The 14,943-nt window shown below is 34.4% G+C and carries 15 protein-coding genes and 1 pseudogene; 7 read left to right on the top strand and 9 right to left on the bottom strand.

Annotated elements, in window-relative coordinates; genetic code table 11:
• Window positions 1-6 precede the first annotated feature (6 nt).
• Window positions 7-582, top strand: coding sequence for a TorD/DmsD family molecular chaperone (locus J3U18_RS11745; RefSeq protein WP_065733715.1), 576 nt, complete (start codon window positions 7-9; stop codon window positions 580-582).
• Window positions 583-762: 180 nt separating this feature from the next.
• Window positions 763-1,593 carry a 4-hydroxybenzoate octaprenyltransferase gene (ubiA, locus tag J3U18_RS11740; protein WP_065733716.1) on the top strand — a complete coding sequence of 277 codons (831 nt, stop codon included), beginning with the start codon at window positions 763-765 and terminating at the stop codon, window positions 1,591-1,593.
• A gap of 132 nt (window positions 1,594-1,725) precedes the next feature.
• On the opposite strand, the gene folP is transcribed toward ubiA, so the two are convergent.
• The 3 genes and pseudogenes from folP to rlmE all read right to left on the bottom strand — a co-directional run bounded on the left by folP (window position 1,726) and on the right by rlmE (window position 5,310).
• Window positions 1,726-2,562, bottom strand: coding sequence for a dihydropteroate synthase (folP, locus tag J3U18_RS11735; protein ID WP_267354225.1), 837 nt, complete (start codon window positions 2,560-2,562; stop codon window positions 1,726-1,728).
• 192 nt (window positions 2,563-2,754) lie between these two features.
• Window positions 2,755-4,608, bottom strand: a pseudogene (ftsH, locus tag J3U18_RS11730) (ATP-dependent zinc metalloprotease FtsH); the annotation flags it as partial.
• A gap of 75 nt (window positions 4,609-4,683) precedes the next feature.
• Window positions 4,684-5,310 (bottom strand): 23S rRNA (uridine(2552)-2'-O)-methyltransferase RlmE, encoded by a 627-nt coding sequence (gene rlmE, locus J3U18_RS11725; protein ID WP_267332442.1) that lies wholly within the window; start codon window positions 5,308-5,310, stop codon window positions 4,684-4,686.
• Between the two features lie 98 nt (window positions 5,311-5,408).
• Here rlmE and yhbY point away from each other — a divergent pair, with 98 nt between their 5' ends.
• A complete protein-coding gene (yhbY, locus tag J3U18_RS11720) occupies window positions 5,409-5,702 on the top strand; it encodes a ribosome assembly RNA-binding protein YhbY (protein ID WP_065562810.1) in 294 nt (97 codons plus the stop codon).
• 44 nt (window positions 5,703-5,746) lie between these two features.
• Here yhbY and greA read toward each other — a convergent pair whose 3' ends face one another.
• A complete protein-coding gene (greA, locus tag J3U18_RS11715) occupies window positions 5,747-6,223 on the bottom strand; it encodes a transcription elongation factor GreA (protein WP_065562811.1) in 477 nt (158 codons plus the stop codon).
• Window positions 6,224-6,451: 228 nt separating this feature from the next.
• Here greA and J3U18_RS11710 point away from each other — a divergent pair, with 228 nt between their 5' ends.
• The 3 genes from J3U18_RS11710 to hslO are packed head-to-tail and all read left to right on the top strand — an operon-like array spanning window position 6,452 to window position 9,367.
• Window positions 6,452-8,050, top strand: a complete 1,599-nt coding sequence (locus J3U18_RS11710) for a hypothetical protein (protein ID WP_267354224.1) — start codon at window positions 6,452-6,454, stop codon at window positions 8,048-8,050.
• A gap of 59 nt (window positions 8,051-8,109) precedes the next feature.
• Window positions 8,110-8,502, top strand: coding sequence for a ribosome-associated heat shock protein Hsp15 (hslR, locus tag J3U18_RS11705; protein WP_267332444.1), 393 nt, complete (start codon window positions 8,110-8,112; stop codon window positions 8,500-8,502).
• A gap of 1 nt (window position 8,503) precedes the next feature.
• On the top strand, window positions 8,504-9,367 hold the full coding sequence (gene hslO, locus J3U18_RS11700) for an Hsp33 family molecular chaperone HslO (protein WP_267354222.1): 864 nt from the start codon (window positions 8,504-8,506) through the stop codon (window positions 9,365-9,367).
• Between the two features lie 210 nt (window positions 9,368-9,577).
• Here hslO and tsaA read toward each other — a convergent pair whose 3' ends face one another.
• From tsaA to metN, 4 genes are all read right to left on the bottom strand, one after another.
• Complete coding sequence (gene tsaA, locus J3U18_RS11695) at window positions 9,578-10,285, bottom strand: tRNA (N6-threonylcarbamoyladenosine(37)-N6)-methyltransferase TrmO (protein WP_065562815.1); 708 nt, start codon at window positions 10,283-10,285, stop codon at window positions 9,578-9,580.
• A gap of 79 nt (window positions 10,286-10,364) precedes the next feature.
• Entirely contained in the window at window positions 10,365-11,264 is a 900-nt protein-coding gene (gene metQ / locus J3U18_RS11690; RefSeq protein WP_267354220.1) for a methionine ABC transporter substrate-binding lipoprotein MetQ, read from the bottom strand.
• A 14-nt stretch (window positions 11,265-11,278) separates the two neighbouring features.
• On the bottom strand, window positions 11,279-11,938 hold the full coding sequence (locus J3U18_RS11685) for a methionine ABC transporter permease (RefSeq protein ID WP_065562822.1): 660 nt from the start codon (window positions 11,936-11,938) through the stop codon (window positions 11,279-11,281).
• Between the two features lie 112 nt (window positions 11,939-12,050).
• Window positions 12,051-13,082, bottom strand: a complete 1,032-nt coding sequence (gene metN, locus J3U18_RS11680; RefSeq protein WP_065562817.1) for a methionine ABC transporter ATP-binding protein MetN — start codon at window positions 13,080-13,082, stop codon at window positions 12,051-12,053.
• A 116-nt stretch (window positions 13,083-13,198) separates the two neighbouring features.
• On the opposite strand from metN, the gene gmhB reads away from it, so the two are divergent.
• Window positions 13,199-13,735 (top strand): D-glycero-beta-D-manno-heptose 1,7-bisphosphate 7-phosphatase, encoded by a 537-nt coding sequence (gene gmhB / locus J3U18_RS11675; protein ID WP_065562818.1) that lies wholly within the window; start codon window positions 13,199-13,201, stop codon window positions 13,733-13,735.
• Window positions 13,736-13,771: 36 nt separating this feature from the next.
• Here the strand turns inward: gmhB and J3U18_RS11670 are convergent, their stop codons facing one another.
• Window positions 13,772-14,491, bottom strand: a complete 720-nt coding sequence (locus J3U18_RS11670; RefSeq protein WP_065562819.1) for a DUF4184 family protein — start codon at window positions 14,489-14,491, stop codon at window positions 13,772-13,774.
• Between the last annotated feature and the right edge of the window lie 452 nt (window positions 14,492-14,943).

The following is a 14,943-nucleotide window of genomic DNA, read 5'->3' as shown; positions in this document are numbered from 1 at the left end:
ACGTCAATGAATAAAGAGAAAAGATTCGATAATCTCACTTGTGCTACCCTAGCAAAAGTACTGGGTGCTTTTTTTTATTATCCGCCTAATAGTCAAACCGTTGAACCGTTGCTTGAGGCTCTATTGCATATTGACCAACTGGCGGATTGGCAAAATCCAGAGCTCATTAGCCAGCAATGCCAGATATTGGCAACGCAAATCAGCCATGCCGATCTGGATTATCAATTCTCGTTATTGTTTGAAGGGCAAGGCAAAATGCCGGCCCCGCCTTGGGGATCTGTCTATTTGGATCAAGAAAAACTATTAATGGGGGAATCGCAAGAGCGCTATCGTCAATTTTTACAGCAGCATGGTTTAACGCTTAATACCGGTATGAATGAGCCGGAAGATCAGTTTGGTTTAATGTTAATGGCTTATGCGATATTGCTGGAAAAACAAAAAACGCAAGCGGCGAATCAACTGATTGATGAACACTTAATGACTTGGTCATCAGCTTATCTAGATCAATTAAAACATAATCAAGTTAGCCAATTTTATCGGGCATTAGCCGTGATGGCAGAGCAGTATTTACTTTTGTTGTAACGCTTTATTACCACAATTAATCAATTTAGTTAGATTAACCGTTTTGGATATGACACGATATTAGGTAAATTGACTTGATTGATTACACATGTAGCAGCATCAAATAAAAACGGTATTTATCCGCATTGCAGCTTTAACAAGATCAGGTATAATCCGCCCATTATAATTGAGGATAGATATATGTTAGCTTATATAAAACTGATGCGGTTAGATAAACCAATCGGCATTTTACTGCTACTTTGGCCGACTTTGTCAGCAATATGGCTTGCTGATCCCTATCCAACTGAAAAACTGGTTTTGATATTTACGCTAGGTGTCATTGTTATGCGATCCGCCGGTTGTGTTGTGAATGATTATGCTGATCGCCATTTTGATGCGCATGTAGAGCGAACTCAAAGTCGTCCGTTGGTGCAGGGTGAATTAACAGCAAAGAATGCTAAATGGACATTATTGATATTATTATTAATGGCCGCTTGTCTATTATTATTTTTAAACGCTTTGTCGTGGTTGATTGCTGGCTTTGCATTGTTAACTGCGATGATTTATCCGTTTATGAAACGTTATACTTATTTTCCACAAATAGTGTTGGGAATTGCATTTAGTTGGAGCATTCCAATGGTCTACGCGGCCACAATTGAACAGTTTCCGTTAACCTGTTGGTTATTGTGTTTGGCAAATATTTGTTGGACAGTTGCTTATGATACCGAATATGCCATGGTTGATCGAAATGATGATATCAAAATTGGCATTAAATCGACGGCTGTTTTGTTTGGTTACTATGATAAATTGTGGATAGGCATTCTACAGATAATAACATTGATTTGCTTGATAATTATTGGTCTCAATAATCATTTATCTTTTATTTATTATTGTGGATTATTGGTTGTGTCGTTACTGTTTATTTATCAACAATGGTTAATCAATGATCGTGATAGAACTCGATGCTTTAAAGCTTTTCAAAATAATAATTATGTTGGTTTTATGATGTTTCTAAGTATTTTTATTGTTTAAAAATTATTTGAAACAGTGATGCCAAAAATTGAAAATTCTCAAGCATAAAACAAAAAGGGATTTTTATAGCATTTGTCTAAAAATTCCCTTTTTAATAAAATAATGGCTTATTTTGTTAAAGTTAAACCCCGTTTATTCCTGTTCAGCTAAAGTGGCTTGCACAATTCGCAGTGCATCAAAGGTTTCTTTTACGTCATGAACTCGAATAATCTGCGCACCTTTCATGGCTGCAATTACTGCACAAGAAACGCTACCTAACATACGTTCTTTAGGCGAAACATTTAATACTTGTCCAATCATGGATTTGCGAGACATGCCAACTAATAGCGGTAAATGAAAGTGATGAAATTTTTCAAGTGTTGCTAGTAATCGATAATTGTGTGCCAATGTTTTACCAAACCCAAAACCCGGATCAAGAATAATTTTTTCTCGTTCAATTCCTGCGTTTATGCAACGATTGATATGTTGAGCAAAAAAATGATCAACTTCTTGATAGATGTCTTGTTGATAATGCGGAGCATTTTGCATAGTTTGGGGATCGCCTTGCATATGCATAATGCAAACCGGTAATCCTGTTTGAGCTGCGGCTTCGACTGCTCCAGATTCTGTTAATGCTCGGATATCATTAATTAAATGTGCTCCTGCTTTTGCTGATTCAGTCATAACTTGAGGCTTAGAGGTATCAACCGAAATCCAAACATCAAAATAGCGAGCCACTTTTTCAACTAAAGGCACAACTCTATCTAATTCTTCTTCAACTGAGACGATGGCTGCACCAGGACGAGTTGATTCGCCCCCTATATCAATAAATGTTGCGCCTGCTTGTATCATATTATCAACTCGACGCATGGCATCATCAAGATTGTTATAATTACCGCCATCAGAAAAAGAATCTGGCGTCATGTTTACGATACCCATTACCTGTGGAAAAGAGAGATCCATAATTTGATTGTTGAAACGAATTTCCATGATTATGCCTTATTTGAGTCATCTGTTTTTTGTTATCGCTAAGCTTTGTTATAAGCTAAACAATAGCAAAAACATTCAAGTTTATTACCTGTTTTGAAAATCACTTTTATTTTAGATTTATTTAAATTATCCGATAAAAAACGCGCCGTAGCGCGTTATAAAAATTAAAACAGATTAATCATCAGATTCAGGTGGTGTACCTTCATTCGGAACTTCTTGAGCTGCTATTTCATCACTGGCTGTCCAACCTTCTGGTGGTGTGACTGGCTGGCGATTCATCAGTTCATCAATCTGTTGTTTATCAATTGTTTCATATTTCAGTAAAGCATCTTTCATTGCATGAAGAATATCAATATTTTCAGTTAGTGTTGTTTTAGCTCGTTGATAGTTTCGTTGAAGGATTGCATCAACTTCTTCATCAATAATTTTTGCTGTACCATCAGATATTTTTTTCATGATTCCATAAGAAGATTCTTCATATTCAAACAATGCAGGTGGTAAACGATCTGAGAAACCCCACTGTGTAACCATTGCTCTGGCTATGTTAGAAGCGTATCGTATATCACTAGATGCACCTGAGGTAATTTTATCTTCACCATAAATTAGGCCTTCGGCAATTCTTCCTGCATAAGCTGTAGATATTTTTGACTCTAACTGAGTACGACTTTGACTAATTTGATCGCCTTCTGGTAAGAAGAAGGCTACACCTAATGCCCCTCCTCGAGGAATAATAGTTACTTTATGAAGCGGATCATGATCTGGCATTAAATAACCTACAATTGCATGTCCCGCTTCATGATAAGCTGTATTGGTTAATTGCTCTTTTGTCATGGATAACGAACGACGTTGAGTACCCATATCGATTTTATCTTTGGCCTCTTCAAACTCATCCATCGTGACTAAACGTTTATTACGACGCGCGGCAAATAGCGCAGCTTCGTTAACTAAATTAGCTAATTGAGCACCGGAATAATTTGGTGTTCCGCGAGCTAATACTGCTAGATTAACATCAGAACCTAAAGGCACTTTACGTACATGTACTGCCAGAATTTGTTCACGGCTTTTTAAGTCAGGTAAATCAATTTGAACTTGACGGTCAAAACGACCCGGACGAAGTAATGCAGGATCGAGAATGTCCGCACGGTTTGTTGCTGCAATAATGATAATACCACTGTTAGCTTCAAAGCCATCCATTTCAACTAACATTTGGTTTAGAGTTTGTTCGCGTTCATCATGTCCGCCCATTGAGCCGGCACCACGTTTTCGACCAACAGCATCAATTTCATCAATAAAGATAATACATGGTGAATGTTTACGGGCTTGTTCAAAGAGGTCACGTACACGTGATGCGCCAACACCGACAAACATTTCAACAAAATCTGAACCTGAAATACTAAAGAAAGGCACGTTTGCTTCACCCGCAATGGCTCTAGCTAATAATGTTTTACCCGTACCCGGAGGTCCTACCATTAAAATCCCCTTAGGAATACGACCGCCTAATTTTTGGTATTTGCCAGGATCACGTAAAAAATCGACGACTTCTGTTACTTCTTGTTTAGCTTCTTCACTGCCTGCTACATCTGTAAATTTAGTCTTAACTTGGTCAGGCGTTAACATTTTGGCTTTACTTTTGCCTACCGACATTGGGCCACCTTTACCCCCGCCTTGCATTTGGCGCATAACAAAGAACCAAAAACCAAGTAATAAGATAATTGGAAACCAAGAAATCAAGATACTAACTAATAAGCTTGGTTTTTCATCTGGACTGCCGTAAACAGCAATATCATTAAGCACCAAGTTATCGACTAGTTTTTCATCAAGGTAAGGGATATAAGTAACATAATTACTACTACTTTTAGTTGTAGCAACAATTTCGCGACCATTAATATGTACTTCTTTGAGTTTGCCGCTCGTTACATCCGAATTAAATTTGGTATAATCGACTTGAGGACCGCTATTGGATAACGCGCTGAATTGGTTGAATACAGCAAACAATACTACCGCGATAACGCCCCAGATCAGTAAATTCTTTACCATGTCGTTCAAAAGAAAAACCTCTCATAAAATTAACAGTTACGACTAAAATTAACCAAGTATGGTACTACAAAATTGTACGGCTGGCTACTTCATCCCCATTGCTACAATATATACTTCTCGAGATCGTGCGCGCGAAGCTTCAGGCTTTCGAATTTTGACTGTTTTAAACAGCGATCTAACTGTTTTTAGATATTCTTCAAAGCCTTCGCCCTGGAATACTTTTACAATAAAACTTCCATTAGGTGCAAGAACGTCTTTACACATATCTAATGCAAGTTCAACTAAATACATAGCTCTTGGTATATCAACTGCAGGCTGTCCACTCATATTCGGAGCCATATCTGACATAACAACTTGTACTTTCTCTTTACCAACGCGCTCAAGTAAGGTATTTAATACGGCTTCATCCCTAAAGTCACCTTGCAAGAAATCAACGCCAACTATTGGATCCATCGGTAATAAATCACAAGCAATAATTCGTCCCTTATTACCGATGAGTGATGCAACATATTGTGACCATCCGCCCGGTGCTGCCCCTAAATCCACGACAGTAATTCCCGGTTTGAATAGTTTGTCACTTTTTTGTATTTCTTCTAATTTAAACCATGCTCTAGAACGTAGGCCTTTTTTTTGTGCTTGTTGTACAAAGCGATCTTTAAAATGTTCATTTAGCCAACGAGTAGAACTTGCTGAGCGTTTTTTGTTACTCACAGCGAATAAATCCTTAGTGTATAGAGGTTACTTCAATTGATTACAAATATATATAAGGGTAGAATAGCAAAATTGCAACTTAATGTGATAAAAAATTAATGAATTTATCGAATAAACAAAAACAGTACTTAAAAAGTGAAGCTCATCATTTAAAACCGATAGTGATGATTGGTGCTAATGGATTTACCGAAGGCGTTCTTGCCGAAATCGAAAATGCACTAAATTTCCATGAGTTAATTAAAATTAAAATCGCTGCCGAAGATCGTGAAACGAAAAAATTAATTTGTGAAGCTATTATCCGCGAAACAAATGCATTACCCGTTCAACAAGTCGGATCTATTTTTACGGTATTTAGACCTAGCGAAGATAAGAAAATTACTTTACCCAAATAAAAAACAGGGCAATAGCCCTGTTTTTTTATTGCAGTTGAGTTTTATTAGATATACTCAACTTTAACAATGTCAAATTCTACATTACCGCCTGGTGTTTTGATTTGGACTGTATCACCATCTTCTTTACCAATAAGACCTCGAGCGATAGGTGAGTTAACCGAAATTAAATTTTGTTTATAATCTGCTTCATCATCGCCAACAATTCGATAAGTTGTTTCTTCATCGGTATCGATATTAATTACAGTCACTGTGGCACCAAAAATTATGCGTCCAGTATTTTTTACCTTGGTAATATCAATAATTTGTGCTTGAGATAATTTGCCTTCGATTTCTTGAATACGACCTTCACAAAAACCTTGTTGTTCTCTTGCTGCATGATATTCCGCGTTTTCTTTTAAATCTCCGTGCGCTCTGGCTTCTGCAATAGCAGCAGTAATTTGAGGTCTTTTTATATTTTTAAGTTCTTCAAGTTCTGCTCGTAATAATTCGGCTCCCCTTACTGTCATTGGGATCTGTTTCATCTCGATTTTTTCCTGTTTATATGGTCAATAAAAAAGAATTTTTCTCCCTAATCAAAGGATGAAGATTAATTCCGTGAATATGTTATTCTAAAGTCATAATTGGCTATATATTAACGTTAAAACTAGTTTAACAACAAATCATTTATATTAAAATCAAGTGCTATTTTACCCAAAATCAGGTATTGTTATATAAATTTTAATCCATTTTTATTACTATACTGCTTATTTATGAGACGGTTACGATCTTGTTTAATTTTGCTCTTTTCGATTATCTGGTTGTTAATTGTAGTTAGTTATTTTGCCTTGCAAACCAATTATGGAGCAAAAATACTGAGTCAACAATTATCAAAGCTTGGAACATACACTATTTCAATTGGTAAGATAAATCATTCATTAGCTAATTTTTATGAGTTAAGTATTGATAATTTATTGGTAATAAATGATAAGCAAGAAGTGACTAAAATTGGAAAGTTAACTATTGGTTTTGATAAGAAAAATTTATGGCAACTTCATCATTTTAATTATATTAATGTGATTGATGGTGAATTTAATGGTGTTGATATTACTAGTTTTTCGGCTAATGTATTAAAGTTTTATAATTCTACAATAAATTTTTCGTTTAATGATGAGCAATATTCTCTTTCTTTAAAAGGCGTTGATGGCCGTATTAAACCTTTTGATTTAAGTAGTAAACAGCCATATCAATTTGATTTCACTTCACAAAAAGCATCATTTAATCAGATACCGATAAACAAAATATTGTTACAAGGATATTATCGTGATGGGGTTACAGCAATCACCAATTTAGGCGGTAATATGGATAATGGTTTTTTTGTTAGTAAATTAAAAGTATTAGCCGATGGTAGCTTAGATATAGCCCAATTAAGATTAAATAATATCCGTTTTCAACCAGATGATTATACTGAATTAAATAAGTATTTGCCTAAATTTCCAAAGTTTAGGTTAGAAGAACTTTTAATTTTAGACAGTAATATTCAATTACCTAATTTAATTATTGCTAAGGGAAATTTTGAAATAACCAATATTAGCTATGATAATCAGTGGAATCTGAATGAAACTTCCTTTATTTTTAATGCAGATAATGTGGTTTGGTTTGATCAAATATATTCTTCTTTATTGCTTCAATTGTCTTTTAAAGGTAATGAAATTGATATCAAAAAAGCGGTTGCTCGATGGCATAACGGTGATGTTCATTTAGATGGTAGTTGGAAAAATAATTCATTACATTTGAATAAGTTATTGTTGACAGGCATCAGTTATGAATTATCTGATGAAGCAAAACAACCGTTATTACCAGATATATTTAATCGTGTTGACGTTGATCAGTTAATCATATTGCAAAGTATGTTAACCAGTATTAAATCTGATTATCCTTTTAACATTGCAAACTTTGATGTTTCGGGGAAAAATGTGAGCTTAGTTGAAGACAACAAATTTGGGTTATATTCGGGCTCACTATTTCTTAAAGCTAATAATGCTTCAGTTAATAAAGTAAGTATTAAATATCCTAGTGTGTCGGTAGATATTGATCTTCAGCATCGCACATTATTAAGTTTTAATGCATTAGTTAATGGCGGAATAATTGACTCAACTGCAATAATTAATCCTTTGCATTCTGAATTTGAATCATTCCACCTCATTAGCAAAGGTACCACAAGTGAGCTGCTTAATCGATGGAAGTTAGTACAGAATCCTCCAGAGTCGTTAAATTATCGAGCTGATTTGCGCGGTAAGATAGCTCCATTTAGTTTATCTGGAATTTTTTCGACAGGTGGCAATGATTATTCAATTCATCCACAACATTGATTTTAATAAAACGATACTTATATTAGTTATAAATGTATTAAGTCTTAAACGAGGAAACAATGCATCTCGTCAGATTAGATAAATGGTTATGGGCCGCGCGGTTTTATAAAACGCGTTCGATTGCTCGTGAAATGATTGAAGGTGGAAAAGTTCATTATAATGGCCAACGAGCAAAGCCAAGCAAAATAGTTGAAGTTGGGGCGATGATAGTGCTTAGGCAAGGTAATGAGCAAAAGACAATTCGAGTTTTAGCCATTAATGACCAGCGTAGAGCCGCAAGAGAAGCGGAATATCTTTACCAAGAAACCCCAGAGAGCATTGAAAAACGTGAAAATATTGCTCAGGCAAGAAAACTTAATGCATTAGCCATGCCGCATCCGGACCGACGACCTGATAAAAAAGAGCGGCGTACATTAATTAAATTTAAATATGAAAGACAACAAGGCAATTAATATGGATACTTTAAATCGGTTTTTATTTGATAATCATCCTGTTCGAGGGGAAATCACTCGACTTGAAAAAACATACCAATCTATTTTAGAAAACCATAATTATCCTATTCCAGTACAGAATTTATTAGGTGAATTATTAGTAGCCACCAGTTTATTAACCTCTACATTGAAATTCGATGGTGATATTGCTGTGCAATTACAGGGGGATGGGCCATTAACATTAGCAGTGGTAAATGGCAATAACCTACAAGAATTACGTGGTGTTGCGCGAGTAAATGGTGAAATTGCCGATAATGCTTCTCTTAAGGAGATGGTTGGCAACGGTTACATTGTAATTACCATAACGCCTAAAAAAGGCGAACGTTATCAAGGCATCGTTGGATTAGAAAAAGAAACGCTAATTGGCTGTATTGAAAATTATTTTATGCAGTCTGAACAACTGCCAACTCGTTTATTCGTTAAAACTGGAGTGCATAATAACACACCGATGGCTGCAGGGATTTTATTGCAAGTGTTACCTGCAAATGAAAATACTCAAGAGTCATTTGAGCTTCTAAGCACATTAACTGAAACCATCACTAGCCAAGAGTTGTTTCAACTTCCTACTGATGAAATTTTATATCGTCTTTATAATCAAGAAGAAGTTCGCTTATTTGAAACTCAACAAATTGTATTTAAATGTGGTTGTTCACGACAACGTTGTGAAGATAGTTTAATGACATTACCAGCCAGGGAAATTGATGAGATTCTTAATGAAGACGATGGCAAAATTGACATTCATTGTGATTATTGTGGAAAACATTATCTGTTTGATGCGATAGATATTGCTGAATTGAGAAATAAGAAAAATAACAATTATCATTGATGCAAATAAAAGGTGCCACTAAAATTATTAAAACTTTAGTGGCAAAGTGAAATATAGGGAATTAAACCCTCATTTAATTTAGCAGAATTAAGCTCTCTTACCAACCTATATTATCGGTATTATGTAACTCTTTTGTAAAGAATTTTTACAAAAAAATATTTAATTACATATCTCATTGTTTTGTAAATTTATCGTTTAAATAAATTAACATTACCGTTCAATAATATGTATATTTTCAATAACGGCTAAGCAGCCTATCACCTTCCATTTAATATTAAAATGATATAGTGAGATTGCATAAGTTTGCTCATGGTTGTTTTTTTGTTTATAAGCTGGTCTTGGATCTTGAGATATTACTTGTTCAATTAATTCGGTTAGTTGTGGATAATCTTGTTGGGATTCAATAAATAATTTAGCGTTAGCTGAGAATGAAACTTCAAGTTTCTGTTCTGGAAGCATTTGAGCGTAACCCGCTTTTGCATCAGGATGGCTATCACAGTAAGGTAAGTAGGGTTTTATATCAATTATAGGTGTGCCATCTACGAGATCTAATCCCCCTAACTTTAAAATCACCTGATTTTTTTCAACAATAATATCTATTAATTCAACAACTGAAAGACCAATATTATTAGGTCTATATGGAGATCTTGTTGCAAATACGCCTAAACTTTTGTTTCCTCCTAAACGAGGTGGGCGTACCGTTAATCTCCTCTTAGTTGGCTCAATATGGTGGAAATGAAATAAAAGCCATAGATGAGAAAACTGTTCTAATCCTTTGACACTGATAGGATTGTTATATGGTGTAAGTAAATGTAGTTCACCTTGAGCAGCTTTGACCAGATTGGGTTGACGAGGCACTGCAAATTTTTCAACATAAGGTGACTGGATGATACCAATTGGTTCAAATTGATATGTCATTGTTGATTCTTTATTTAATTATTTTAATGATTTCCGTCGACGAATGCCGACGGAATATAATAAATTATAGCTTGCTAATTTACCAACCACGAATTGCGCCACCATTAAAAATTTGGTCAGCTTTTTGCGCTACTGCATCAGTTTGGTAAGCTTTAACAAAGTTTTTTACATTTTCATTATCTTTATCCGCTTCACGCGATACGATAATGTTAACATATGGAGACTCTTTATCTTCAACAAAAATACCATCTTTGCTTGGTGTTAAATTTGCTTGTCCAGCAAATGCATTGTTAATAATAGCAAGATCGACTTGCGAATCATCTAGCGAACGAGGTAGCATCGGAGCTTCTAGTTCGATAATTTTATATTCATATGGGTTACTTGTGATATCAAGTACAGTTGGCAATAAACCTTTTGTCTTATCAACAGTAATTAAACCTTCATGTTGTAATAAAAGTAATGCACGACCTAAATTTGTAGGATCATTAGGAATGGCAATTGTTGATTTAGCTGGAATAAAGAACGTTTCGCCTCGAGGTGAGTTTACTTTTACACCTTCCCCAGTTTCACTGTTATTCTCAATCGGTTTTAATTTGTGTGAGTAACTTGCAATAGGGTAAACAAATGAGTTACCAACAACAGTTAATTTATAACCTCTTTCTTTGATTTGTTCATCTAAATATGGTTTATGTTGAAAAGCGTTAATATCAATTAATCCATCATTTAATGCTTGATTTGGAGTAACGTAATCATTAAAAATTACAAGTTCAACATCAAGATTATAAAGGCTTTTAGCTTGTTGTTTGGCTTCTTCTGCTACTTCTTGTTCAGGACCTGAAATTACACCAACTTTAATAGTACTTACTTTTGCTGGTTCTGCTGGTTTGTTATCAGTTACAGACGATTGTTTATTATCACAACCTGTTAAAAAAAATGCACTTACCAAAGTAGTGGCTAGTGCTAGCTGTTTAATTGACATAATTTTCTCCAAAATTAATGATGAGTAACATACCTTACAATCCTATTGCCAATAGCTTGGATTAGGAATACTAATATAACTAATAAAATAACAACTGTATTCATTATAGCGGGTTTGTAACTATTATAGCCATATTGAATAGCCAATTGCCCTAAGCCTCCAGCCCCAACAGCTCCACTGAGTGCAATATAGCCTGTTAATGTTATCAGTGTTATTGTCATGCTATTAATAATAATAGGTAGAGATTCGGGAATAAGAACTTTATATATAATCTGTAATGGTGTGGCTCCCATTGAACGAGCAGCTTCAATTAAACCTTTAGGAATATCCAGTAAAGCATTTTCAATCATTTTTGCAATTAAAGGTGCAACACCTACACTAAGCGGAACAATAACACCTTGTCTACCTAAAAAGGTGGCTTGGCCGGTTATAATGTCCATTACTTCTACTGTGAAAGGTTTTATCCATAAAATTAATATAATAAAAGGAATTGCTCGAAATATATTTGTGAGAAAAGAGAATGTAAAATTTACAATGTCATTTTCAAGTATGTTTCCTTTTCGGGTGACATACAACAATATACCTAACGGTAATCCAATTAACGTTCCATAAAAACCTGATAACAACACCATATAAATAGTATCATCGGTTGCTTGTGCCATTTTGAATAGCATTGCTTCACTAAAACCATTAAATGAAGAACAAAAGGTAACAAAATCTTCCCAGAAACCATGTTGAGCTAAATAGCGAAAAATCGATTCAAATGGTTTAAATGAAGGAATAAAATCAAACATAGCCTAAAACCTCAACTTTAGTATTATTTTTTTCTAGAAACGCAATTGCTGATGCAGTACTTTTCTGTTTTCCTTTCATTTCAGTTAACATCAAACCAAATTTAACGCCACCCGCATAATCCATCTGAGCGCTGATAATATTACTATCAACTTCGAATTCTTTAGCTATTTGAGACAGTAAAGGTAAATCTACCGATACACCAGAAAATTCCAAACGAACAAGTGGATTAAGTCCTTCTTTATGTACTGGTGTTAGTCTAGCTAAATAATCATCTGGAATAGTAAGGTGTAATGTTGATTGAATGAATTGCCTTGCAATATCTGTTTTAGCATGCGAAAACATTTCACCGACTGAAGATTGTTCAACTAATTCTCCGTTACTAATAACTGCTACTTGGTCGCAAATCTGTTTAACAACATCCATTTCATGAGTGATTAATAAAATGGTTAAACCTAGTTTTTGGTTGATATCTTTTAATAATGCTAAAATAGAACGTGTTGTTTCAGGGTCAAGGGCACTGGTTGCTTCATCACATAATAATACTTTAGGATCACTTGCTAACGCTCTAGCAATAGCGACGCGTTGTTTTTGTCCACCCGATAAATTAGCTGGATAGACATCAGCCTTTTCACTTAAACCTACAAGTTCAATAAGCTCATTTACTTTTTGCTTGATTACCTTTTTAGGTGTTTTATTTAGTTCAAGTGGAAAAGCAATGTTATCGAATACAGTTCTAGATGATAACAAATTAAAATGCTGAAAAATCATGCTAATCTTTCGGCGTACTTCAATTAATTTTCGATTAGATAAATGGGTGATATCTTGGTTGTCAAAAAATATTTTTCCACTGGTTGGTTTTTCTAATAGATTGACACAACGTATTAATGTGCTTTTACCTGCGCCTGACTTGCCAATAACACCATAAATTTTACCTTGAGGAACATTTAATGAAATGTCCTTTAAAGCATGGATAGTGGTTTTATTGTGCTCAAAATTTTTTGAGATGTGTTCAAGTTTTATCATGATATATACTAATAAAAAGGAATGGATAAATATTAAGACGTCTAGACATCTATGTCAATCGATAATATCCTATATAAAGCTAGATAGACACCTCTATAAAAGGAAGATGATTAAACATGAAGCCTGCTATATTTTTAGATCGAGATGGTACAATTAATATAGATTACAATTATGTACACACTATTGATAAATTCCACTTTATTGATGGTGTAATTGATGCAATGCGAGAACTCAAAGAAATGGGTTTTTTACTTGTTATTACAACTAACCAATCTGGTATTGCGAGAAACATATTTACTGACGAGCAATTCAATACCTTAACAGAATGGATGGATTGGTCATTACAAGACCGAGGTGTTGACATTGATGGTGTTTATTATTGCCCACATGATCCTCTGGTTGATGACTGTGAATGCCGAAAACCAAATCCCGGTATGATACAAACAGCAGCGAAAGAGTTAAAAATTGATATTGCCAACTCTTATATGGTCGGTGACCGAGTGTCTGATTTATTGTCGGGGAAAAAGGCCGGAGTTAAAAAAACGGTTTTGGTGAAAACCGGTGATGCCATTACTGAAGAAGCATTAGCGCAAGCTGATTGGGTAATTGACAGCTTGGCGGATTTACCCAATAAAATAAAAGCAGAGTCATAATTTTCTAAAAATACTATTGTTATACGGCATTTAAAATTAATGCCGTATAATTTTCACGATAAGAGGTGATAATATTAACCCTAAAAATAGTGCATTAATAAAGTTCACCACACTTTGACCAAAGGTATGAATAGTACTGGCGAAAAAAAGAGAAAAACAACTTAAAAAAATCAAAAACACTGTCCCCCAATATAGAAAGCTAATTTTATTTGTCTTATCAACCAAGATCGGTAATCTGAAAATAAAGAGACATATTAAACTAAATCCTATCAAAGTACTTCCATGTTGGAGTAATTGGTAGATAGGAATATTAGTATTTTTTAATGAAATTGTCTGTTGTAAAAAAGATAGGTGTTGTACAAAAAAGCCCGTTAAGTGGGTAAAACTATCCCAAACTAAATGAGATAGTGCGCCAATTAATGCAGAAGTTATGACAATAAACCAGTGATGGTAGCAATATTCACGCCAATTAAAATTTAGATAATGAGCAAACCGTTTATAAAGAAAATGGGGCAAATTCTTGATCAATTCATTACGAATAATAAAGTGAAAGATAAAAGCAACCATTAATGTTATTGGTAGATCAAAATAAAAGATACCCAATAAAGTATGGCTCATATCACTTTTTATTTTCATTCTAAGAAAATATTCAAAGTCAGGTGACATACTACCTATAATTAAGGTTGTCATGGAAAAAAATTTAGGCTTTTTGTAAAAAGGTAAAACAATTGCTGGATGTGCAAAAGTGAAAGGCATAAAAAATCCACTTAAAAAGTTAGACTGAAATAGAAAAAAGCAATTATATAATCAATAGTAAATTAAAGAAAGTTTGTAAAATTTGTATAGAATTAGTTTATTTTCACAGCGTCATGTGTAAAAAAAACACAAACGGAAATAAATTTGCAATAATCGCTTGCATGATTTTTCTAAGGCTCTATAATGCGCATCCACTGACACGGCGTCAGCGAAAGCAGGCGATAATGAAGTTGGTGAACAAGATCAAAAATATTGAAAAAAGATCTTGACGAATAAAAAGGTGTAGCGTAGTATACGCAGCCCTTGAGACAGCAAACTGAAGCAAGAAATTGTGAAGTTAACTTAAAGCTGTCAGCTCTTTAAAAAAAAGAAACAGACAATCTGTGTGGGCACTTGCGAGACGAAAAATTAAAAGTCTACGGACTCAAAAAATTAAGTCTTGATAAGTGACA

The organism is Gilliamella sp. B3482, assembly GCF_026536805.1.
Taxonomy (GTDB): domain Bacteria; phylum Pseudomonadota; class Gammaproteobacteria; order Enterobacterales; family Orbaceae; genus Gilliamella; species Gilliamella apicola_E.
Note: the sequence above shows the minus strand (reverse complement) of the source record. Positions and strands in the feature narration are given on the sequence as shown.

What these genes read in the sequence shown, in the direction of transcription:
- greA (WP_065562811.1), bottom strand. Translation starts at nt 6,223, where the DNA reads ATGAAACAGATCCCAATGACAGTAAGGGGAGCCGAATTATTACGAGCA.
- metQ (WP_267354220.1), bottom strand. Translation starts at nt 11,264, where the DNA reads ATGTCAATTAAACAGCTAGCACTAGCCACTACTTTGGTAAGTGCATTT.
- folP (WP_267354225.1), bottom strand. Translation starts at nt 2,562, where the DNA reads ATGGAAATTCGTTTCAACAATCAAATTATGGATCTCTCTTTTCCACAG.
- ubiA (WP_065733716.1), top strand. Translation starts at nt 763, where the DNA reads ATGTTAGCTTATATAAAACTGATGCGGTTAGATAAACCAATCGGCATT.
- J3U18_RS11670 (WP_065562819.1), bottom strand. Translation starts at nt 14,491, where the DNA reads ATGCCTTTCACTTTTGCACATCCAGCAATTGTTTTACCTTTTTACAAA.
- gmhB (WP_065562818.1), top strand. Translation starts at nt 13,199, where the DNA reads ATGAAGCCTGCTATATTTTTAGATCGAGATGGTACAATTAATATAGAT.
- J3U18_RS11745 (WP_065733715.1), top strand. Translation starts at nt 7, where the DNA reads ATGAATAAAGAGAAAAGATTCGATAATCTCACTTGTGCTACCCTAGCA.
- hslR (WP_267332444.1), top strand. Translation starts at nt 8,110, where the DNA reads ATGCATCTCGTCAGATTAGATAAATGGTTATGGGCCGCGCGGTTTTAT.
- hslO (WP_267354222.1), top strand. Translation starts at nt 8,504, where the DNA reads ATGGATACTTTAAATCGGTTTTTATTTGATAATCATCCTGTTCGAGGG.
- yhbY (WP_065562810.1), top strand. Translation starts at nt 5,409, where the DNA reads ATGAATTTATCGAATAAACAAAAACAGTACTTAAAAAGTGAAGCTCAT.
- J3U18_RS11710 (WP_267354224.1), top strand. Translation starts at nt 6,452, where the DNA reads ATGAGACGGTTACGATCTTGTTTAATTTTGCTCTTTTCGATTATCTGG.
- tsaA (WP_065562815.1), bottom strand. Translation starts at nt 10,285, where the DNA reads ATGACATATCAATTTGAACCAATTGGTATCATCCAGTCACCTTATGTT.
- metN (WP_065562817.1), bottom strand. Translation starts at nt 13,082, where the DNA reads ATGATAAAACTTGAACACATCTCAAAAAATTTTGAGCACAATAAAACC.
- J3U18_RS11685 (WP_065562822.1), bottom strand. Translation starts at nt 11,938, where the DNA reads ATGCTATTCAAAATGGCACAAGCAACCGATGATACTATTTATATGGTG.